Source organism: Microcoleus sp. bin38.metabat.b11b12b14.051 (assembly GCF_013299165.1).
GTDB lineage: Bacteria > Cyanobacteriota > Cyanobacteriia > Cyanobacteriales > Microcoleaceae > Microcoleus.
This window is the reverse complement of record NZ_JAAFKD010000021.1, coordinates 24,796-47,376: the sequence shown is the minus strand read 5'-3', so window position 1 is coordinate 47,376 and position 22,581 is coordinate 24,796. Positions and strand designations below refer to the sequence as shown.

18 protein-coding genes are annotated in these 22,581 nt (G+C 47.5%); 6 read left to right on the top strand and 12 right to left on the bottom strand.

The window, feature by feature from the left end; translation table 11 throughout:
- Positions 1-47: 47 nt before the first annotated feature.
- Both QZW47_RS20895 and QZW47_RS20890 read right to left on the bottom strand, forming a co-directional pair.
- Complete coding sequence (locus tag QZW47_RS20895) at positions 48-2,336, bottom strand: CHAT domain-containing tetratricopeptide repeat protein (RefSeq protein ID WP_293130752.1); 2,289 nt, start codon at positions 2,334-2,336, stop codon at positions 48-50.
- A gap of 91 nt (positions 2,337-2,427) precedes the next feature.
- Positions 2,428-2,952 carry an FHA domain-containing protein gene (locus QZW47_RS20890; RefSeq protein WP_293130749.1) on the bottom strand — a complete coding sequence of 175 codons (525 nt, stop codon included), beginning with the start codon at positions 2,950-2,952 and terminating at the stop codon, positions 2,428-2,430.
- Positions 2,953-3,413: 461 nt separating this feature from the next.
- On the opposite strand from QZW47_RS20890, the gene QZW47_RS20885 reads away from it, so the two are divergent.
- Positions 3,414-3,641, top strand: coding sequence for a hypothetical protein (locus QZW47_RS20885; RefSeq protein WP_293130746.1), 228 nt, complete (start codon positions 3,414-3,416; stop codon positions 3,639-3,641).
- Here the strand turns inward: QZW47_RS20885 and QZW47_RS20880 are convergent.
- Both QZW47_RS20880 and nfi read right to left on the bottom strand, forming a co-directional pair.
- A complete protein-coding gene (locus tag QZW47_RS20880) occupies positions 3,638-3,868 on the bottom strand; it encodes a KGG domain-containing protein (protein ID WP_293130743.1) in 231 nt (76 codons plus the stop codon). The genes QZW47_RS20885 and QZW47_RS20880 overlap by 4 nt on opposite strands.
- Before the next feature lie 456 nt (positions 3,869-4,324).
- Entirely contained in the window at positions 4,325-4,978 is a 654-nt protein-coding gene (gene nfi, locus QZW47_RS20875) for a deoxyribonuclease V (RefSeq protein ID WP_293130740.1), read from the bottom strand.
- A gap of 787 nt (positions 4,979-5,765) precedes the next feature.
- On the opposite strand from nfi, the gene QZW47_RS20870 reads away from it, so the two are divergent.
- The 3 genes from QZW47_RS20870 to QZW47_RS20860 all read left to right on the top strand — a co-directional run bounded on the left by QZW47_RS20870 (position 5,766) and on the right by QZW47_RS20860 (position 10,913).
- Positions 5,766-6,599 carry a prohibitin family protein gene (locus QZW47_RS20870; RefSeq protein WP_293130737.1) on the top strand — a complete coding sequence of 278 codons (834 nt, stop codon included), beginning with the start codon at positions 5,766-5,768 and terminating at the stop codon, positions 6,597-6,599.
- A gap of 270 nt (positions 6,600-6,869) precedes the next feature.
- On the top strand, positions 6,870-9,875 hold the full coding sequence (locus tag QZW47_RS20865; RefSeq protein WP_293130734.1) for an EAL domain-containing protein: 3,006 nt from the start codon (positions 6,870-6,872) through the stop codon (positions 9,873-9,875).
- A gap of 288 nt (positions 9,876-10,163) precedes the next feature.
- On the top strand, positions 10,164-10,913 hold the full coding sequence (locus QZW47_RS20860) for a Uma2 family endonuclease (protein ID WP_293130731.1): 750 nt from the start codon (positions 10,164-10,166) through the stop codon (positions 10,911-10,913).
- A 59-nt stretch (positions 10,914-10,972) separates the two neighbouring features.
- On the opposite strand, the gene QZW47_RS20855 is transcribed toward QZW47_RS20860, so the two are convergent.
- Genes QZW47_RS20855 through QZW47_RS20845 form a run of 3 tightly spaced genes read right to left on the bottom strand, consistent with a single transcriptional unit; the run spans position 10,973 to position 15,016 of the window.
- Positions 10,973-12,457, bottom strand: a complete 1,485-nt coding sequence (locus tag QZW47_RS20855) for a DUF1802 family protein (protein ID WP_293130729.1) — start codon at positions 12,455-12,457, stop codon at positions 10,973-10,975.
- Position 12,458: 1 nt separating this feature from the next.
- Positions 12,459-14,279 (bottom strand): hypothetical protein, encoded by a 1,821-nt coding sequence (locus QZW47_RS20850; RefSeq protein WP_293130726.1) that lies wholly within the window; start codon positions 14,277-14,279, stop codon positions 12,459-12,461.
- Between the two features lie 17 nt (positions 14,280-14,296).
- Positions 14,297-15,016 (bottom strand): hypothetical protein, encoded by a 720-nt coding sequence (locus QZW47_RS20845; protein ID WP_293130723.1) that lies wholly within the window; start codon positions 15,014-15,016, stop codon positions 14,297-14,299.
- A 419-nt stretch (positions 15,017-15,435) separates the two neighbouring features.
- Between QZW47_RS20845 and QZW47_RS20840 the strand changes: the two genes are divergently transcribed.
- A complete protein-coding gene (locus tag QZW47_RS20840) occupies positions 15,436-15,915 on the top strand; it encodes a rhodanese-like domain-containing protein (RefSeq protein ID WP_293130720.1) in 480 nt (159 codons plus the stop codon).
- A 183-nt stretch (positions 15,916-16,098) separates the two neighbouring features.
- Here QZW47_RS20840 and QZW47_RS20835 read toward each other — a convergent pair whose 3' ends face one another.
- The 5 genes from QZW47_RS20835 to QZW47_RS20815 form a co-directional block, all read right to left on the bottom strand.
- Positions 16,099-16,521, bottom strand: coding sequence for an NUDIX domain-containing protein (locus QZW47_RS20835; RefSeq protein ID WP_293130717.1), 423 nt, complete (start codon positions 16,519-16,521; stop codon positions 16,099-16,101).
- Between the two features lie 184 nt (positions 16,522-16,705).
- Positions 16,706-17,437, bottom strand: coding sequence for a peptidase (locus tag QZW47_RS20830; protein ID WP_293130714.1), 732 nt, complete (start codon positions 17,435-17,437; stop codon positions 16,706-16,708).
- A 111-nt stretch (positions 17,438-17,548) separates the two neighbouring features.
- Entirely contained in the window at positions 17,549-17,788 is a 240-nt protein-coding gene (gene secG, locus QZW47_RS20825; RefSeq protein ID WP_293130711.1) for a preprotein translocase subunit SecG, read from the bottom strand.
- A gap of 328 nt (positions 17,789-18,116) precedes the next feature.
- Positions 18,117-19,715 (bottom strand): 2,3-bisphosphoglycerate-independent phosphoglycerate mutase, encoded by a 1,599-nt coding sequence (gene gpmI / locus QZW47_RS20820; protein WP_293130708.1) that lies wholly within the window; start codon positions 19,713-19,715, stop codon positions 18,117-18,119.
- A 433-nt stretch (positions 19,716-20,148) separates the two neighbouring features.
- Positions 20,149-20,799, bottom strand: coding sequence for a retropepsin-like aspartic protease (locus QZW47_RS20815; RefSeq protein WP_293130705.1), 651 nt, complete (start codon positions 20,797-20,799; stop codon positions 20,149-20,151).
- A gap of 224 nt (positions 20,800-21,023) precedes the next feature.
- On the opposite strand from QZW47_RS20815, the gene QZW47_RS20810 reads away from it, so the two are divergent.
- Entirely contained in the window at positions 21,024-22,559 is a 1,536-nt protein-coding gene (locus QZW47_RS20810; RefSeq protein ID WP_293130702.1) for a hypothetical protein, read from the top strand.
- The last annotated feature ends 22 nt before the right edge of the window (positions 22,560-22,581 follow it).

Below are 22,581 nucleotides of genomic sequence, written 5' to 3'. Positions count from 1 at the left end.
TAAGTCATTCCCAATCTAAAATCTAAAATCTAAAATCTAAAATCCTATTAATCTGATTCTCCCATTAGAGTAAATGCCGCCCAGTTGCTAGAGTTAGGATATTCCTTCGCCACTGTGAGCATGGCTTGGCCCAGTGCTTGCGCCTTGTCGGGATTTGCCTGCATTTGGCGATAAAACTCCATCATTAACAAACTGGTAGGCTCATCTGGAACATACCAAAGCGAGACAACAACACTCGTAGCACCCGCAGTCATCAGAGATCGAGACAATCCCATCACGCCGTCGCCAGTAATCCTACCTCTACCAGTATTGCAGGCACTCAGTACCACTAATTCAGCTTGCAGTCGCAAATCTATGATTTCGCTGTCCGTCAGCAAACCGTCATCCGTTGGAGATGCAGCCAGGGCGATCGCCCCCGGTACTTGATTCTCTGTCAATTCATTGAGCAAGCCGTGAGTTGCCAAGTGAATAATTTTAGCATCCAGCATCAGTTGCTTAACCAAGGTTTCAGTCGCTTGTTTGCCAATTAGGGGTTTGGTGTTGAGAATTTGCGCGATCGCGATCGCTTCTGTTTCCGATCCCGGAAGTGGCGCTAACTGCCGCGGCGGATGGCCAATCAAAGGCATTTCTGGATTTCCTACTATCAATATGTCTTTTTCTGGCGACGGTAATTGATTGTTTTCTCGCCTGCGCTGTCTCAGTGTTCGAGTTAACTGCAATATTTGAATTGCTGGCGCTGTCAAAATAGTATGTTTGGTGATTAAATATTTTCCCTCTGCATCTTGCAAAGCAGGAAAGGGAACCAAAAACAGAGATTGATGGGGAATAAAAATAATTTTTGCTTTGGGATTTGCCGGCAATACATCAGCAATCGGTTCAATCAACAGTCGATACATTTGCTGCAAACAATTTTTACCCCGACAGCGAGTAGAAGTGCTGTTAGTAGCGTTAGTTTCTGCGCCCGCAGCTTCGCGGGTGCCGCGCACGAACTCTGTCAGAATAGTCTCAGATTGTGGTGTTCCCCTATCAACAGCAGCCGCAACTCTCGTCACTTCAGAAATTTCTCCCAAACCTGCATCTATATTAGCGAAGTTGCTGCGGCGAAAAACCATCTTACCAGTAGGCTGAATCACCCAAATATATAATTCGCGACTGCTAATTACAGAATACTCAATTAATGTCGCATTTTGTGCTTTCGCAATTTCCTTGATTTGACTGACAGTCGGCGGTTCAACATTTAGTTGATTCTGGAGATTTTCCGACTGCTTTTTAGTTAATAACTCTACAAAAGCTCTCGCCCTTCCCCGTTCGGCAATTTCTAGGGCGCGATCGGTTTTCTGCTGAGCAACTAAGGCTGTTTGCAGAAAACCATAGGTATCCACTTGCTTGTCAAAATTGCTAACGCGATCGGCGTCAATCATGCCCACTCGCAGCGCATCCCAAATGGCGATCGCCTCCAAGAGGATTTTTTCTGCTCGATCGTACTTACCCAAAAGATTGTAAACTAGACCGATATTGTTGAGAATTGTCCCTTCAATTCCTCGATCGCCCGCGGCTTTGGCAGCAATCAAAGCTTGCTGGTAATACTCCAAAGCTTTAGGATACTTTTGCTGATTTTCATAAACAAAGCCCAGGTTGTTGAGGATAACACTTTCACCAATTTTATTGCCGGCATTTTGAGCCATGACCAAAGCTTCTTCGTAGAGCTTGACAGCTTGAGAATCTAAATTTAACCTTCTGTAAACTCCCGCCAGATTGCTGAGAGAATTTTCCCATCTCTCAAGCTCTCCTAATTCCCTGTAAATGGCTATAGCTTGCTCGTAATTTTTTAAAGCTTGGGCATATTGACCCAAACTGCCGTAAACTGACGCCGTGCCGTTGAGGGTGATGCCTTCTCCTTTTTTGTCGCCTATTTTTTGGCGAATAGCTAAAGCTTGTTTGTAATAAATTAAAGCTTTTTCGTAGTCTTCTAAACGGTCGTAAACTGTGGCGATGCTATTTAAAGTTCGACCTGCACCTGCGCGATCGCCGATTTGCTGGTAAACTTCTAAAAGTTCTTGAAATGTTTCTAAAGCTTCTCGATATTTACGCTGATTTAACTGCTTAACACCCAGTTCATTTAATAGGAATGCTTGCATTTTTAAGTTGGGCGCAGTTGGTGCTTGTGCCTGAGCCGATGGGATGTCACGATAAATTTTATTCACAGCTAAAGGAGCAGTAAAAAAAAATAACGCCGCAGCAACAGCCCAACGCGCGCGGCTAGCAGTTTTGCAGGTGCGATACAGCCGTTGTTTTTGGGTAAATATGAATTTTTTTACCCCCATAATTTTGTTCATTAGCCATCACTCTTAATCAACCTGAAACTATTGTTTTTACTGCTGGTTGTTGGTGCCTTTTTTCTGAGTCTTTTTGCTAATCAGTAAATTTTTATAGTACCACGCTCGCGGCCGCTGCCAGAGAAGTGCCGCACCACGGACACCCCGCACTCAACTCCGCGTAAGGCGAAATTCGGCTGCACTTGGGACACTGCAAACCGTAGGCTGAAGGCTGCGTCGGCGGGGAAGAACTTTCAGCAGCAGGCGCCGAAAGCAAAACAGTCAGGGGGCTCGCCACCGCAGCCGCCAATACTTCCACCACCTCGATTTCTACCTGGCCTAAATGAATGCGGCTTCCCGAATTCAATTTTGCTTCTCCTTGGGCGATAATTTTTCCGTCTAGCAGGGGCGGGTTGCTGGGGCGCAAATTTCGCACAGCATACTCCTGCAATTCTTGATTAAAAAATATTTCGACGTGCAGCCCAGATACGCTCGAATCGGAAAATACTACATCGCACTTCGCCGGATCTCGCCCGAGTCTCAGGGTACCGGGATTTTTGGTCGGCTGTCCGTGTTGAATCGTTCGAGTTTGACGTACCCCAGCCTCTGTCCATGCTAAAGTGAGCTGGTTTGTCATGATGCTATAGTTTGCTGAAAATATAAAAAAATCTTAACTGATTTAAATCTAGGACTCAATATTTGGGGACAGTCTTTGAGACTTGCATTGTCTGAGTCCTTTTTCTAAAGTAGTGTTATACAATCACCCCCCCCAACCCCCCCGATGCTTTGGGGGGGCTAAGAGTTCATCTCTAGCAAATCTTTATAAAATTGGTATGAGTCCTTTTAATCAAATTTCCCAGGCTGCTACGATCGACCTCCCACAACCAAAAATTGTGGATGGGCGCTTTCGGAGTCCCTGCTAATTATTGTCGCCATCCCAGTCTAATGTTATTTGTAGGAGAAAATATTTGCAGCATCCCAACAAAAAAGCCCCGAAATAGGGGCTTTTTTAGCTCGGGTTCGCTTGTTGTTGAGGGGCACCATCGCGCTTCCAGCTTTTGTTTCCCGCAGTATCATTGACCGAGTGCAGCTTGGTTAATGATTTTTGCCAGCAATTGCTCAAAACTTATTGCTGGGCGGTTTTCTGGCGTTGTGCAGCGAGGGGTGCGCTGGCGATCGCATTTTTGGGAAGTGGGGCGCTCTATCTCGCTGATTGCGCCACTTAGCTCGCCCCACCTCCTCAAACCGGATCGCCTGCTACTGCTGAGTCTCCATCTGCAACGATCGGGCTATCTTTCGTTGCAGCCAAAGCGTCAAGAGACTTAGGCTTCGCTTTTGCGGCTTTTGCGGCCACCTTCGCGACCAATTTGAGCCATGTGTTCGCGATTTCTGCTGACAGCTTCGCCACCTTTTTGACCAGCTTCTCTGGCTTCTTCAGGGGTGAATTCGTGTGCAGTTCCTTTCTCGTGCGCTGCTTTTCCGCCTTTGCTAGCAATTGCGCGCTGTTTTTCGGCGTCCATAGAAGCGAATCCGCGTTTGCTTTTCTCAGCCATGACTGTCTCCTTGTTTGTTTTGTGATTTTTTAGCTCGATCGCCCCTTCGCCTCCCACTGTCGTGGGTACTCCCAGTTAGTGGTGAGATATCAGACGGTAAATTATGAAACGTCATCTGACGAGTATAAACTTTTAGTTTAAGTCGCAGCCTGAATGTTTGATAATTTACAAATGTGAACTAAAAATAGTTCACGCCCGGGCACTCTCCGTTAGAGCCGCCAATGTTTAAGCAGGTTGCTGTCTTTCAATCATTCTATAAATCCCCCAACTTTTATACCTCTTTCTCAGGTACAGTCATTCTTTATTTCGCTGGAAGGATGGAACCGAAAGCTGATTGGCGATACACTCAGAAGATTTTTCGACTCGACGGTGACACCTCAAAAATTCAAAGTCTAAAGAGGGATGCTTTTTTGTCTTTTTACTTTTCATTTTTTTGATGTCTTCCGGGCTTGCCAATTATCCTGATGTTAGGTGATCTGCCGATCGAGTTGTTTCTGGCAAGCGATATCTCGGCGCGCTGTGCAGGACGTACTCGATCGCCGTTATCAAGTTTACCTTATGACCGATCGATACATAAATCGGTTTGATCCCTGTTTGCGTCCTTAGTGCTGCTCCTACGGTTGATCCCTCGTGCAGCAAGGGCTGCCAACTGCCCCGCTCGAACCCTACTTCTGAATGTTCTCCGATAAATCTAGTTTTGGCAACTCCGATCGTTGCAATTCCTGTCAAAACTCCCAAGTGGCACGCAAGACCGAACCTGCGGGGATGGGCTAGTCCTTGACCGTCGCACAAGATCAAGTCTGGTCTCAAACTGATTTTTTCTAAAGCGTCGAGGACTGCCGGCACTTCTCGAAAAGACAGGAAACCGGGAAGGTAAGGAAAAGCTGTCGGACTGCGAACCACAGCCTGCTGCTGTAATTGCAAGTCGGGAAAGCTCAGAACTGTTACAGCCGCCAACGATACGTTGTCTGCGCTGTCGTAGCCGACATCTACGCCTGCGATATACCGAACTGTCCCCAGTTGATTTTCGGTAATTACCTCTGACCGGAGCTGTTCTTGAATGGCGATCGCCTCTTCAATTGTCTGCGGCCAAGGGTGTCGCTGCAACATTAGATATCTTTATTGAACCGTTCTCATCTTACCTTAGCTTATTTTGTGGCATTTTTAATCTCGGATTTTTATTGTTTGTCGCTATAAATTCACCACAGGTGCAACGAGTCTTTTTTTATACTTGGGAGGCGTGAGTAAGGCTTGCCGAGACCCACGCTCTAGAATTGACAGTTGACAGCTTGCGCGCTCGCGAAGTCGAAGAGTTGACAGCTTGCGCGCTCGCGAAGTCGAAGAGTTGACAGCTTGCGCGCTCGCGAAGTCGAAGAGTTGACAGCATTCAGTTGACTGAAGGAAAAAGGAAGAAGCCCTTCGGCTGCGCGAGCGGATCAAAAGAAGGAAGAAGGAAAAGCAGTTCGGTAATTAATACGGTTTATAAAAAATGTTGCTATAGAACAATTATTGGGTTTGTTTGATTGCTTCAATGTGTAAGGAATGAAAATTTAATAACTTGCACAAGTTTGTGGGGTGGGCGGGCTCTGGCGCCCACCCCACAATGACAATTAAAATTGTAAGTTATTTAATTTGCGATCCTAAGGTGCGTCGCTATTAGATTTTCGATCGCATTTAGAGATTGTCGATGTATCCGCATCTTACAGATACTGTTGCGGTCTAACTGGAATTGTAGACTTTTTACAGTTCAGAGGCTCTGGTACCATCAAAGTATATGACTTTTCTGAAAACAATCAATGAATTTATGAATTGTTGCACCATTAACATCAAGCTATCATCTTGGATAAGACTGCAAGAAAAACTCACATTCCGTAACATAAAATAGCTGAATTAACATATGAAAACCAAGAATAGTGTTCGCTACAACCTCGCTCTTTATACCGTCGGCGGCATCGTCTTCATCATCGCCGCCTTAATTTTAAAACCTTTTGCCATAGTCGGCGCCGGGAAGCGCGGCGTGATGATGCGCTTCGGCAAAGTTGATAACGCGATTTTAGATGAAGGCATCCACCCGATACTGCCGATCGTCACTTCTGTCAAAACCCTGACCGTTCGGGTGCAAAAAACAGACCTCAAAGCAGATGCAGCATCCAAAGACTTGCAAAAAGTTAGTACAGACTTGGCAATTAACTGGAACATAGACCCCGCCAAAGTCAAGCAAGTCTTCCAGCAAGTAGGAGACGAAGAAGAAATTGTTAATAGCATTCTCAGTCCGGCAATTTCCGAAGTCCTCAAAGCAGCAACTTCAAAAAAAACAGCAGAAGAAATTATTACTCAACGCACACAACTCAAAACAGAAATTGATAACTCTCTCAAAAATCGCTTGGCACCTTACGGGGTGATAGTCCGAGATGTATCCTTGGTGAACTTTGGGTTTTCTCCAGAATTTAGTAAAGCCATCGAAGCCAAACAGATAGCAGAACAAGAAGCCAAACAAGCAGAATTTACAGTCAAAAAAGCCACCCAAGATGCTCAAGCCGAAGTTAATCGGGCTAAGGGACAAGCAGAACCTGGGCGGTTGCAGCGGCAAACTTTAACTCCCGAACTTTTGCAGCAGCAAGCAATTAAAAAATGGAACGGTCAGTTTCCGACAGTAATGGGCGGCAATGGGGCTCTACCGTTGATTAATATTACGCCTCCTGCGGGTCAAGCTGCGACTCCTGGTAAATAAGCTGCTGTGCATCTTGATTGACGGAGCGCGAGGATTCGGGAACAGGGCGAGAGGGCGAGAGGGTGATAGGGCGAGAGGGTTTTTCACTGCGACAGTTAAGATGCGCTGTTTGTAAATGCCCCGGGAGCAAGGGTAGAAAATACGACTAACAACTAAGGCGAAATCCGGCTTAGTTACAGGTCAAGATACAATGTACGTTCGCAAGTCCTGAAAAACGTTAAAGTAAGAAACAACTCGGAAATTGCAAAGGTTTGCTTGAAAGTTTGGCTGATGGGAAATCGGGATAACCAGTCAATTTCTAATTTAGGTGAAGTGGGGGGTATCGGCGGCCATACGGCCTCAGAAGCACTGTGGCTGCGCGATCGAGCTTTGGCTGCTACTACTAGCGGTATTGTCATTGCTGACGCCAGCGCACCCGACTGTCCCATAATTTATTGCAATCCGGCCTTTGAACGGATTACAGGGTACTGCGCCCGTGAAATCTTGGGCCGCAACTGCCGATTTTTGCAAGGCCCCGATACGGATCGCGCTACGGTAGCTAAAATCCGCGACGCCTTGCGCGAAGGTCTAGCATTGCAGGTGACCATCAAAAATTACCGCAAAGATGGTACTCCTTTTTGGAACAAATTGTCGCTATCTCCCCTGCGAGACGACAGCGGTAATTTGACTCACTTCGTCGGAACTCAGTCGGATTTATCCGAACGCATCGAAGTGCAGGAAGCTTTGCAGCAAGCTAACGACCAACTGCAAACGATTTTGGAAGCAGTTCCGGGCATAGTATCTTGGATTAGCTCGGATTTGCGCTATTTGGGTGTCAACCGCCACTTAGCCAAACTTCACGGTTTGTCGCCGTCGGCCTTTGTCGGTCAAGATATCGGTTTTCTGGGCGCGAGCTCGGATTTTTACTCTTTTGTGGTGGAGTTTTTTGCCGGCGACGCTACAGAAACGGTTAAAGAACTCAGCGCTAAGGTGAAAACTGACGGCGGACAGTCGGCGGGACACTATTTGATTGTGGCTCAAAAGTACGATCGGGGTAACGCCGCTTGTCTGGTAGGGATTGACATTACCGAGCGCAAACGGGCAGAAGAAGCTCTGGTGCTGACTCGCAAGGCGGTGGAAAGTTCGAGCGACGCGATCGGCATTAGCGATGCCAACGGCACTCACATCTATCAAAATCCAGCGTTTTCTCAGCTATTTGAGTGGGAAACCGCAGAGGAATTTAAACTCGCTGGAGGTATACTGGCTGTTGTTGCTGACCCCGCAGTCGCCAGGGAGGTGCTCGATACGATCGCCCGCGGTTATTCTTGGTGTGGTGAAATTACCAACCGCACCAAAAGCGGCCAGATTTTGCAAGTGCTGCTGCGCGCCGATGCGATTAAAGATAGCACGGGGAAAATAGTCGGTCAGATTTACATGAATACCGACATTACCGATCGCAAGCGCACAGAACAAGAACTGCGCCAAAGCGAAAAGCGTTTTCGCTCGCTGATTGAAAATGCTAGAGACATTATTGTAATTCTCGACGAGAAAGGCTTTTGCCGCTATGTATCTCCTTCCTTGGAGCGGATTTTAGGCTACCCGACGGGGGAAGTGCTCGGCCGCTCTGTATTTGACTGGATTCACCCCGATGAATTGCCGATGGTGGAGCAAGTTTTCAACGGTGTTATCCAAATGCCGAGAGTTGGGCTGGGATTGGCGGAATACCGAGTGCGGCACAAGGACGGTTTCTGGTGCGTGTTGGAAGCAGTGGCGACTAATTTGCTCTCAGAACCTTCGGTGCGGGGAATTGTTGTCAACTGTCACGACGTGACTGAGCGCAAGGTGGCGGAAGACCAATTGTTGCACGATGCTTTGCACGACGCGCTGACGGAATTGCCGAATCGGGCTTTGTTGACTGACAGGTTAGGCCAAGCTTTTGCGCGCGTCCAACGGCATCAGAGCTATCAATTTGCGGTGCTGTTTCTCGATTTGGACAGGTTTAAGGTGATTAATGACAGCCAGGGACACCGCACGGGCGATCGGCTGTTGGTGGCGATCGCTCGCCGTCTCTTGACTTGTTTGCGCCCGGGGGATACGACGGCGCGTCTGGGCGGAGATGAGTTTGTGATTTTGTTGGAAGAAATTCAAGGTGTTGATGAGGCGATCGCCCAAGCCAAGCAAATTCTGAAGGCGATCGAACGACCGCTTTATTTAGAAGGTCATAAAGTTTTAATTACTGCTAGCATCGGCATTGCTTTGAGCACTGACAAATATCAGTGGCCGGGAGATATTTTGCGCGATGCTGATATTGCAATGTATCGAGCAAAAGCTCTCGGTAAAGCTCGTTACGAAGTGTTTACAAGTTCGATGCACACTCGGGCTGTGGCTTTGATGAACTTGGAAAACGATTTGCGGCAGTCGATTGAAGAACTGAATTTGACATATTCGATCGTGGATTTTGCAGGCGGGGTGGCGGGCGAAAACTCCCCATTCTGCGAAATAGACTGGAAGCTGGAGCGTCCGAAATCACAATTTGCTCCTCCTACATTGGAATGTCCTTTTACTGTTTATTATCAGCCGATAGTTTGTTTGAAAAGCGGCTCGGTTATCGGATTTGAAGCGCTGGTGCGCTGGCTGCACCCAGAACGCGGTTTAGTTTCGCCGATGGAATTTATTGCGATGGCGGAAGAAACAGGCTTAATTATGCCTTTGGGTTTGTGGGTTTTGAACGAAAGCTGCCGCCAAATTATTCAGTGGCGGAGTTTGAATTTACCAGTGGGAAATTCGCGGCTGACAGTCGCAGTCAATCTTTCCGGGAGGCAGTTTTCGGAGCCGGAGTCGATCGAGCAAATTAAGCAAGTTTTGCAGGAAACTGGTGTTGACGCTCGCTGTTTGAAGTTAGAGATTACCGAAAGTGTGGTGATGGAAGATGGCGAAGCCGCGGCGGCGATGCTTTCGCAGTTGAGAGAGTTGGGAATTGAGCTGTGTATTGATGATTTTGGTACAGGTTATTCGTCTCTGAGTTATTTGCACAAATTCCCAATTAACATTTTGAAAGTCGATCGCTCTTTTGTCAGTCGCATCGGAGCAGCGGGAGAAAATTTGGAAATCGTGCGGGCGATCGTCATGCTGGCGCGCAGTTTGGGGATGGAGGTAGTCGCAGAAGGTGTCGAAACCGCCGTGCAATTGGCTCAAATGCGGGCGATCGGCTGCGAGTACGGTCAGGGGTACTTTTTCTCTAGACCTCTCGACAGCGAGGCTGCTACGGCCTTGTTGAGGATCTCGCCCAAATGGTGAACCCAACCAAATATTTATAGCATTTTTCAAAACAGATGCCACAGAATTCGTAGGGTGCGTCGCTCGAAAAATCTCTGGGATTAAACTGACAATATTATAGCGACGCACCTTACACATGGGATTGACGAAATACACCCAACTCTTGTTTGGCAGTAAAATTTTTTTATAAATGATATTGTTTTGGGAAAATAATCTCGCTGAGGGCGATCGGCATTTTCTGAACCAATACCTTGAGTGTTAAGATTAGAGTTGAGTAGAATAGCAAACTATCGAGATAGGTAAAAAAATATGTCTCAATCTGTTGTGCCAGCAATCGAAGAAAAACAGCTCGATACTTCGCCCACATTGACCTTTGAAGAATACAAAGTTTATCAGAGCAAGGACGACGTAAAATATGAATTGTACAAAGGCAAATTAATACCAATGGCAACGGCTAGCGCATTACATACAAGCATCTGCGAATTTTGGGTTTATAAATTACAGCGTTATCTAGCTGAACACAATCTAGATGTAGTAGTAAAAACTTCTGTAGGAGTCAGAACAGAAGATGCGACATCCCGAATTCCTGATGTCGTCGTCTGCACAGAAAGTTTGTGGCAACAAGCTTTAGCCAGACCCGGTTCCGGCATCCTTGACTTTGATGAAACACCGTTATTAGTAATAGAAGTTGTCAGTCAAGATCGGCGGGCAGATTATATAACTAAACGAGTAGAGTACGAACTAGCTAACGTGCCGGAATATGTGATTGTTGACCCGGCGCAAAACAGACAGCGAGTACGAGTTGCGGCATTTCCAGAAGGTGAAGAGAGTTATGCACAGGTAGATTACTTGCCTGGTGAGGAAATGGTATCTGTAGTATTTCCCAATCTGAGATTATCAGTGAGTGAAATATTATGTCCGCCATTGGTGGAAGGGTTGATTAAGGAAGAACAAGCTCGATTGCAGGAACTTGGACAGCAAGCTGCAACGGAACGTCAACGCGCTGAAAGATTGGCGGCGAGGTTGCGAGAGTTGGGTGTAGATCCTGATTCTGTCTAGGAGATTAGATGAAGTACGCGGGGCGAAGCTATCCCCTAGGGAATCGCCCTTGACGCATCTCAATCATCGATCGGCAAATCGCGCAGGAAATAAAAGCGATCGCCCTCCGCATCACTTCCCTTTTCTCGCCCTAAATAACCCGTCAGCGGTGAAGCAAGTTCGACTGTAACTTCATGCAATTGTTTTCGACTTAACAAAGGTTGAGGCGGATTTGAGTAGGCATAAACGCCGTAGAGTTCGCTAAATCCCACATTTTGAGATTGGGTTTTTTCCAAATAATCTTTCACAAGTTGCACTAAGTGCGATCGCACTTTAAGATTTTCCCAAACTCGCTCAAGATAACGATTCACTTTAACATCAGCCTCTGCACCAAACGGCTCTTTCTGCAAACAATGTTTTAAGTCTAATAAATTAATCGAACCTGGATATTTAGCTTTTAATTCAACAAGTTTTTGCAATGTTTCAGGGCGCAGGACATTCATCTGGTTTCCGATCGCAGTTTTGTTAGCGTGTCTGTTTAACTCACCAGCGGCCATAATTATCTTAATACAGGAGTTGTATTGTTCCTGAAGGTGCTTGTGTCCTAACTTGATAAGTTGGGCTGGCGTTCCATCAGCGACAGTTTCACTTTTGGTAGCTTTGCATTCTCCCACTACTTGATAGGGAGTTTCACAGTAGAAATCTAATCCGCCAGCGCCTCCGGTTGATTCTGGATCGAGACTGGCTTCTGGTTTGTGGTTAGAATTTCCGAAACCTAGCTCGATCAGACTTTTGCGGACTAATTTTTCAAAGCCATTACCGTCGCTAGAGTTGCCGATTTGTGAAATTGTTTCGATCCAACCTAAATCGGGGTATGATTGTGTTGTTGGTGATTTTTCTGACCAACCGAGAAACATTTTGAGTTCATGGTTGAGCTGATTAGCAGCTAAATTGCTACTACAAATTTGGTCAACTTGCAACTGCAAAGCTTCTAAATTTTTATAAGGATAGACCTCTCCAGCCACCAAGAGAGCTTTACGCTTATAAAAACTAGCTTCAGAAATCACCGGAGTATCACTCTCGCTGTTCATTGCCATCACATCCTCAAACTGTGGCCGATAGAAGGCTCCTGAGTCTGTTTTTACATTGACTAAGCAAGGATGAGACAGGCGATAAACTCGTAAAATCAATAGCTTGAGAACTTGGTATTGTTCAAAAATATGTTCTAAAGCTTCCAAGTTCCAAACCGTTGAGTTTGCAATTCGATCTAGAAGGTACTTTTGCTGTGAATTAATCCGCCAATGATATTCACAACGCGCCCATGCTTTGACCTGGATAGGATATGTTTGAATTTCAGCAAATGCACTTTCAGCCTTCCTCAAATATTGAGGCTGATAGTATTGATCGAGCCTAAGATCATCAGGAAGGTGTTGGCTGGGATAGAGCCAGACTACCTCACCTTCTCTGATATGCTGCCTGAATGGCACAGCAATTAGCCTGCCTAATGTGAGCAGTTCAACATCACAAGCCGGTAATTGAATACCCTTAATGATTTCAAGATTCATATTAAGTAGGAGCGCTTAGAATTTCACAAAGTAGTAGATTTTCACCAGCCAGGTTTAATTCTTTAACAAATTCGATCACCTCCTGCTTAGTAAACCCGTAGTTCTCAGCCTCTTCATAAATTTGATGAAGTGCTGCTAAAGGCTTGATCTCATCCTTTTTTAGAACAACAACTTCACCTCCTTGTTGCTGTACAAGTTTATTTTCAAGCTGTTTGCCTTTCTTCCAACTGAGAGGAACAGGTGTTGAGCGAACTAAGCAACCACGAGTAATGTTATGTTTTGTATATTTCAGGAGTCTTTCCATTACTGCATTGAATGTCCTGCCAGTCTGAGTTTCAGAAACTCGTACTCCAATTTTTACTACTTTTTGTTGCAGTGAATCGTAGCCATCAACAATCAAATGTAGATCGTGACCAGTCTGCTTAATATGTGTGACCGAAGTAATTATTACATTTTCGGTTCCACCATTAGGAATCATTCGCATTGTACAGGCAATAATAGTAGCTAACTGCTCATCGTTTTTATCTGGCACTGAAACTCGAATCAAGAGTTCTTTATAAGCAGCAACAAACTCTTGCCGTTTATTGTCAAGCGGGTCTATTATTGCAGTCAATGGATCTACAATTTCCATTGAATCAAATTTTTCAGCACACCATTTCATTAAGTCTCGTACACCAGCAGCTCTACTTGCAATCCCGCTGATTTCAGTAGCATCGAAAGGATATAAATTCTGGTAATCATCATAATTTAGATTGTTTTTGCTGTGAAACCAACATAGCCTCAATTTAACAAGCTCTAACATCTGATCGGCAGTAGGTGGGTTTGTAGCTACAGACCATTGACCTACACGATCGGGTATACCACTTCCCATTAGTTCAATTTCCCTCCATGTATCGCTAATAACGCAACAGAGGAGAAGTACATTGCTACATTGAAAGTAAATTCTATCTATGCAGCTAGCTACTATTTGAGCTGCGCTATCTCCGCAGTCATTACCAACACTAACTTGATCTAATTGATCGAAACAAATCAATACTGGTCGTGATGAAACTCCAGCAAGCTTACATATCTGCTCTATGAACCAAATAGATTTTGAATCTTGTTCTTGCTGCGAAAACTCTGGTAAACCTCTTTGCCTGGTTTCAGGATGATCGATGCCTTGAATCCAAGCCATACCGATTTGAGCAATTGGAGCAGTTTTAAATAGGAGAAATAAAACTGCTCTCAAAAAATTAAAGTCAAGGTCATGTTGATATTCTAAGATTGCTTCAATTACCTCATCAATAAATTGAAAGCGTTGCTCTTGGTTGAGATTTTGGATGAGGTATTTCCTTAATTCTTCAGGATGATTGCATTTTTCAAGATAGGGCTGGTATTTTTCTTCAAATTCAGTTCCCCTAAGAGTCGCAATCATAGACGCAGCAAGTTGCTGCCATTGCGTTACTCCTCTGACATCCTGGTGCTTAAAGCTGAGTGAAAGATGGAACCGCACATGGGAGTCAATTCGACTAGCGTTAGTAAATTGAGGAATGTAGGCAAATACAGCTCCACCATCACGCTCAATAGTTTTCCATATCCGGTGAATTGTATGACTTTTGCCTGTGCCTCTATCACCTCTGATTGCAATCCCGATTTTATCAGAATATTTTTGGCGGACTTCAGAAATTGCTTTATAGATTGTTGTGTCAACCTGTTGGTTTAGATCCGCGAGATTAGTCACGACTTCACCCCAAACCTCATTCGCGCTGACGATGGGTTTCAATCTGAAAGGATTGGGCTGTTGCTTGCGTGCTTCTTCAAAGAGTGTATATGGATCTGTCATTGTTTTCTGTCTCAATCTCAAGATGGTTTGCTAGCGAAAAATAAAAGACCTCTTACGTCGTCACTGATCGAGTCTCGTTTTTGTTCATCAGTTGCTCCACGAGCCTCTCCACTTTGGAGATAAAATAAACGATCGCCCTGCATCTGCATAATCAAGTCTTGGAAATCCTCCCGGCTAACCCGTTCTCCTAGCTCACGGCGCAGATGCCAGATCGGGACCAGTCCGCTGTAGTTGTAGCCTTTGTCCAATTTCTCAAAGAGGGCAAGGGCTTGGGACTTAAAATTGTCATAGGAGTCGATCGCCCCTCCATCCTTTTTCCCCGTCTCCACAGCAACACTCGCCGCACCATCCTGATGCCGAATCCACTTCAGCAAAGCATTTCCTAGCCGAGTACCGATTTGAGAACCATCAAACTCAAACAGAGAATCACTACTTTTCAAGCCCTGCGTTAAAACCTCTTTCCCCTTCGCGCTCAACTCCACCCGCGTCACCCGATTTACCAGCGAATACTCAATCGCCCCAGCTTCCTGCAACTGCGCGAGCACTTCCAGATACCTCTGACTCGTCTCATTAGTGCGGACAATTCGCTTAGTCAAATCCCCCTTTTTTACCGCAATCTGACTGCCGCCCAAATCCCACAAATTCAGCAATACCCGAACTTTCGCCTTCGCATCCCAAACCGCTTGCTCTTGAGGTGTCAAAGTTTTAGACACCGCAATTTCATTTTTCTCAGACATATGTATACCTTTAAATACCTATTGTTAGTATCAAATCTTACCAGAAATTCTTCTGAAAAACATCTAGACTTCTGAGGACAATAGCGCGCGAGGCCGCGCACAATCCATGCAAATTTGATTTTAAAATAATTGGGATTGACTAAAATGTGATTTTTTGATACAATAACTGCCCAGACGATCGCGCTTCAAAATATCCACAGTCAATCAGAGCGATCGTACATTTCAATCAAAACAATCGGCATCCAAGCCGGCTACAGCTTAGCAACCTCAACAAAAATAGCGATCGCAACCGCAGTCAACCACCAGCAATTCAACTTAACTGCGACTTTAGTTCAATACCGGATTCTGCCTTTAGAAAGACGCATCCAACCTACACATTTCGTTACATTGCAATCAAAGCATTAAACACAAGTTTACCCATGAAAACTATTCCCGACCAAATTGCAGACATCAAACAAAAACTACCAGATTTAACTCCCACCCCACCCGGATTAAAAGCCCAAGTATCCAGCCACGACCTCAAATCCCGTTTAGACTGGGGCGAACCCGGACTCACAATCATCGACGCCCGCGATTTTGAAAGCTTCGACAAAAGTCGCATTACCGGCGCCGCACCGATGCCAATGGACGAATTAGTAGAGCGCGCCAAATCCAGCCTAGAGCCCGAACGCGACATCTACATCTACGGCGAAACCGACGCACAAACAGCAGAAGCGGCCAATCTGCTGCGCGCAGCAGGCTTTAGAAAAGTAGCCGAACTAAAAGGCGGAATTCCTGCTTGGAAAGCCATCGACGGCCCCATCGACGGCGCTGTCGAACACGGTAATCCCGGCCCCGATGCCTACAACGTTTTCGCTCGCCTGAAACATCACGCCAAAGCACAAAAAATCAACAAATAACCTGAAATTGGTGGCAAAATTCGCCAACAAAATCTAACACTTAAAAAACCCGGTATCGCAAAAGTTACCGGGTTTCTTAATGACCCCAGAAAATAGGTTCGTAGTGAGGACTTCAGTCCGCATCAAAATCAGAGGACTGAAGTCCTCACTACGAACCTAGAAAATAGTTTTCTAGTGAGGACTTCAGTCCTTCCTCCCATCTAAAAATGCCTTAACCTCCCCGAACATACGACGGTTGGCCTCAAAAGTAATCAACTTAATAGCTTCCTCACCAGAAACCCAAGCAGAATTTTGAACTTCCTCCACTTGCAAAACCACATCCATCGAACTGACAAAGCCTAAAAAATAAGTCACAGTTTTGTCAATCGGCTCCCCATCCTGAACAAAAGAATAGTGTTCCGTAAAACTCGGCTCATCCAGCATTTCAAAATCCGATATACCAGTTTCCTCCGCAAATTCCCGCCTAGCCGTTTCCGCTGGAGATTCCCCTGGATTCGGATGACCTTTCGGAAACGCCCAATGTCCAGCTTGATGTTGAATCAACAAAAACAAGCTATCAGAGCCATTTCCCAAAATAGGCACAATCCCAAAACATTCATCTTTCATTATTAGTCTATTTCCTATTAATTATTGTGTTATGGAGCGACACTTGGGACAGTTTCGGGGCATACTCATGGGTGGAAAGAAACCCGGTTTCTACGAAATTTTGCGTCTAGGAACGAGAAATATACGAAGAAACCGGGTTTCTGAGGCTGCGTGCGTGCATCAGAAACTATATTACAAACCAAAATTACAATTCCCAGCCCAAACGAGTTGGCTGCTGATAAATCCGCTTCAAAGTATTAACATCCCTCGCAGAAATAGCCGGAGGATTCCGCACCTGAGAGAAATAAAGCACATCAGTTTCCAGCAAACTGTGGCCCCAAATTCCCAAGGCGTGTCCCAACTCGTGGCGCGCCGTCGCTGGAACATATTTACCCACTTGATTCGGATTCAAATAAACCGAAAATCGATGAGATAAAACAGTTTTATCCCCATCCACGCGGGCGTACAACTCATAGGTGGATTCCCCAGAGCGCGATCGCAAAAGCCCTTGACGCAAAGGCGGAGCCTGACATAAAATTCTAATATCAGCTCCCTCGGAACTATCCACCACTTGCAAAGGCAAATAAACCGCCCATTCCCGCACCACACCCAACACAGCCCCCACCCATTCTTCAGACTTTTTAGCATCAACCGGACGCTCAACATAAACCAGAATCGGGAACTTAGACCACAGCAAATGACCGACTTTCGGTTCTTTAACTCGATCGAAATAATCACCGCTAGCCGTTGAATCTTGCCAATTAGCCAGCGTTGGCGGCAAAGCACGAACCTGGGGAGCGGGCCAATTATTCGCCAGAGGAGCAAGACTCACCGCCGCAGCATTCACCTGAGTTAAAATTATCAGGCTAAAACAACATAAAGCCAATCCCGCACTTGCGAGCAATCGCAGCTTTCTCGTAACTTTCCACAACCGCATTTTTATGACCGCAGATACATAAAAATAAACGCAGATTAATTCAGATTATATCAACTTCATCTGCCTGTATCTGCGTTTATCTGGCTAAATCTGTGGTTAAAAATTCTAATCTTATAACTTAGGAGTCAGCCAACCAGCACTCAAAATTATAGTCAAACCCATAAACACAATAGACAGACCCCAAGTAATTCGATTCAGACTCGTTTCTGCACTCTTGGCGCTGGTAAATAATTGAGCTTGTCCGCCAATCCCTCCAATGCCATCACCTTTAGGACTGTGCAGCAACACAAAAACTACCAGCCCTAAAGCAGATAAAGACCAGATAACTTGTAACACAGAAACAATATTCATAATTTGGGGTAATTGGTAATTAGTAATCGGTGATTGATTATCATATCAAATTCGGTCGATCGCACACAACCTCGCTTGCGGAGACAGCACAGCCTTTGCGAAAGTGTCAACAATCGCCTGGAAACCTTGAGAAATCTCGCTTTTACCCGAGGCCTGATCCCCCCTAGCCCCCCTTCTTAAGGGGGGAACCGGAGTTTTCTCAAAGTCCCCCTTCTTAAGGGGGATTTAGGGGGATCTAGACTTGGATACAAACCAGAGATACAAAGGTTTTGAGCCTTAATTTGACACCTCTGGGCACGGCGCCTAAGTCCCTACCAGCCCAGACTTGCTACAGCCGCACCCGCACCGGAGTGCGATTGGTGCGAACTTCAAAATTAGCCGGTTCAATCATAGACTTTCCCGTCATCTCTGGCGGCTGAGGCAACCTCAACAGCTCCAGAATCGTCGGCGCCACATCAGCCAAACAGCCGTCCGCCCTCAGAGCAACATCAGTACCGTGACCCGGAATCTTCAGACCTTCGCCTTCTACCAGAATAAACGGCACCGGATTAGTAGTGTGAGCCGTCCAAGGATTTCCGTTCTCGTCGAACATCAGCTCAGCATTTCCGTGGTCAGCAATAATAATTGCCGTTCCCCCAGCTTTGGAAATCCCGGCTAACAGGTGCCCCAAACATTTATCCACAGTTTGAACCGCAATTACAGTCGCATCAACCATCCCCGTATGGCCGACCATATCGGGGTTAGCGTAGTTAAGCACCACAAACGAATAAATCCCCTTGGACAAAGCCGCCAGCGCCACATCCGTCACCTCAGCGGCCGACATTTCTGGCGCCTCATCGTAAGTCGCCACCATCGGGCTCTGCACCAACTCGCGGTCTTCGCCCTCATAAGGCTCTTCCAGACCCCCATTAAAAAAATAAGTCACGTGAGCGTACTTTTCAGTTTCCGCCGTCCGCAACTGTCGCAAACCGTGCGCCGAAATCACCTCGCCCAGAATATTGTTCAAATTCTGAGGTTGAAAAGCCACCTTTACCGACAGTTTCGGGTCGTACTGAGTAAAAGTCCCAAAGGCCAGCGGCTCAATTAACTGCCGTTCAAACCCTTTAAAATCTGGCGATACAAAGACCTGAGTCAATTCTCTAGCCCTGTCGGGGCGAAAATTGAAGAAAATCATCCCGTCTCCCGGTGCCACCGCTCCCGGGGCAATCCGAGTCGGAATTGCAAACTCGTCGGTCACTCCTTCAGCATAAGACGCCTGCAACACATCAACTGCCGATCGACCGTCAGGCGCTCCCTCAGTCGTCATCACCTCGTAAGCGCGGCGCACCCGATCCCAGCGCTTGTCTCTGTCCATGGCGTAATAGCGGCCGCTGATGGTAGCAATCCGACCAACTCCTACCTGTTTGATATAACTTTCTATTTTGCCGAGAGCTTCCACACCTTCTTTCGGAGTAGTATCGCGCCCGTCTGTAATCGCGTGGAGGCAAACATCAGAAATTCCCTGTGCTGAAGCTAGCTTCAGCAAACCCAAAATGTGACTGAGGTGCGAGTGCACCCCGCCCTCGGAACAAAGACCAGTCAGGTGCAACTTGCCGCCCCGACTGCGTACTTCCTGGCAAAGCTGAACTAGGGCCGGGTTGTCGAGCAAAGAACCGTCTTCTACCGCATCCGAGATCCTCACCAACTCTTGAGGCACCACCCGGCCCGCGCCCAGATTCAAGTGACCTACCTCCGAGTTGCCCATTTGCCCGTCCGGAAGTCCTACCGCCCGCCCCGATGTGTTAATCAGAGTTCTGGGATAAGCTGCCCACAGACTGTCCATTACGGGCGTCTTCGCTAAGGCGATCGCATTTCCGTCTTTTGCTTCACGATAACCCCAGCCGTCTAGAATAATCAGCACTACAGGAGATACAGACGTTTGTGCCATGCGAATACCTTATTTACAATAATTAATTTCTCGATCGTCATGATGTCCGATTTTGCACCACATCTTCCGCTCATCAGTTTACAGATTTTTGACGTTCCGGCCCCACTTGCACCAACCAAAATTTGCGATCGCCGCAGCATTTCGAGCGCTAATTTCGACCCGACGAGGGGCGAATTGTCTAATTGATTGCCTTGCCTTGAACAACCGTGAATTTTTGTCGGAGACAGTTACGGATCTCACCAACAGCGATCGTGCTTTTGCGCCAGGATTTTTCGGGATTGTTCAACGCTCGACTGCTCTTGAAACAATCAAAACCATACCATACTCGGTGGCGTTTTGCTAGTCAATCGAGAAATAAATTAAACAATCTTGACCGGGCTGCCAATAGCTTTACAGGATGCGAACCCACATTGGTTTCCGCATCGGCTCACTCTCAGCGAACGTAAAACTCTACAACATCTTTTTTGATTTTTATATCGTAATTGCCAAAGAAATCGTGACCGAGCAGACCAATTTCCATTTGTTTCGAAATTGCCACTTCGACATTTTGGATCGCAGCACCCCCAACCCGAATCGATCGCACCAGCCCGATCGGAAACTCAACAACGCTACCGTCAGCGATCCCCGCTCTCCCGGTGCCAACTTGCCTGACTCCGAGCGCAGTAGCCATCCGCTGAGTAATCAAAGTGCCGCTCGCCCCGGTATCGACAATCATCTCAAAAGTCTTGTTGCCGTTAAATACCACATCAATCACCGGCGTCCCGCCAGCGCGGCGTTTGATTTTAGCTTGAAATACCTTTTGATTTCCCCCAGAAGCCGGTTGATTCACCGGCGGTTGGGTACCGGGATTTGACGGGCCGCGGCGAAACTGAGAGTACCTGTTGGTGGTTGGAGTTGGAGAGCCTGTAAAAGCGCGATCGAGCTGTGGGAAACTCACATCGGACACCAATGCCATCACTTTAGTTTCGGGCTGATGCGAATCAGAATCCACATTGGAGCTTGCCACGGAGCCAACTGCCGTCAAAACTGCCGCCGAAACAATGCCCGATCGCCAAATTCGCTTCAAAATCACTTTTGCCACCATAACAATACCCTTATTGATTCAATATTTTGAACAACCACTGCCCTTGATATCCTAACCTGCTCCCGAAAACCCAGCCTCGGCTCCAACATCAGAACCTCGGGAAAACTTGGCAATTTAAAAGCGATCGCATACCATCAAACAGTGGTAAAACTGAAAAACGGCAAATAGCAACTGCAATTGCCATTTCGATCAATTAAAAGTCAGGCGTTTGGGGACGATCGGCAATGCGTAAATTTTTATATTTTGCAACTATAGGAATCCTGGCTTTCTCGATCGGGGGATGCGGCGGGGACGGGGGCGGCGACACGGCCAGTCCCACTCCCACTCCTAGTATCAGTCCCGGTACAACATCAGCATCACCGGGCGCCGCAGCTCCCGGAACTCCAGGAGCCGCGGCCAGTCCCACTCCGGCAGCTCAAACATTCCCCTCCCCGGTAGTAGCGGCCCAGCCTCCCGGCTTAATCCGATCGACAAACCCCGACGAACGCGCCAGACAAGCTCAAACAGACATCGAGGCCAAAAAGACATCAGCGGGATCTCCTTCAAACGGCGCGGCGGCAATTCCACAGACCGCGATCCCCGGCAAAGCCAGCGACCCATTCTCAGTCCTTCCCCCTCAACCCCTCAGAACAGACGGCAGCGGGGCCGGCAGCGAACTCCCCAACCTGCCAGTCCGACAGGTGCCAAATCTGCCCAAGCTACCGGACGAAAAAAACCCGCCTCAGTGGACGCCAGTACCGCGACCGAGAAGGGGCCCTGGCGGCATCACAATTGCCGAACTTCCCAAACCCCAAAGCCCAGCGCAGGTATCGAGCCTGCCCAATTTGCCGTTAACCTCCATACCCCCCCAATGGCGGCCACCAATTTCAGCGCGTCCTCAGGCAGCCCCCGGACGCCCCGGATCCAGACCAGGACGCCCCGGATCCAGACCAGCCGGCTCCCCAGACATCGCAGGAGTTCCGGCCTCAATACCCGGACTGCCTTCTCTACCGGGCATCACAACAGGCGCAGCCCCAGGCTCCGGCACGAGACCGGCACGCCCGGGAGCCAGACCTGCCGGCTCCCCAACTGTCGGAGGCTCTCCCGCATCAATACCTGGAGTGCCCTCTGTACCGGGTTTCCCAACAGGCGCCACCCCAGGCCAACCAGCCCGACGAGGGCGCCCGGGAGCTAGACCTGCCGGCTCCCCAACTGTCGCTGGAGCTCCGGCATCATCTATACCGGGAGTTCCCTCTATACCGGGCTTCCCCAAAGGCACCACAGCCAGCCCATCAGCGACAGCGGCACGCCCATCAGCGACAGCGGCACGCCCATCAGCGACAGCGGCACGCCCATCACCGACAGCGGCACGCCCCCCCGGCCCCCCCAAACCTCCCACAATTCCCAACATCGCCACCAGGGAACTGCCCGGCCTGCCCAAGCTGCCAGAATTAACGGCCCCGCCCTCCTGGCAAGATCCGAACCCACCACCACCCCCAGCGCCGCCACCACCACCCCCTTCGACAGACAATGCCAAAGGAGTTGAAGTTAGTGGCGTAGTCCGAGTTGGTAATGACATACTGGTAATTGTGAAAGCACCCAACGAGCCAACAAGTCGGTATATCAAGGTAGGACAGCGGATTGCCAGCGGGCAGGTGCTGATCAAACGGGTTGATTTCAAATCAGGAGCCGACCCGGTTGTGGTTCTAGAAGAAAACGGTGTAGAGGTTTCTAAAATGGTGGGAGAAAAATCTCCCCGAGTTGCCCAGAACCCAATTTGATGCAAAATTTAGCTCAATCCTT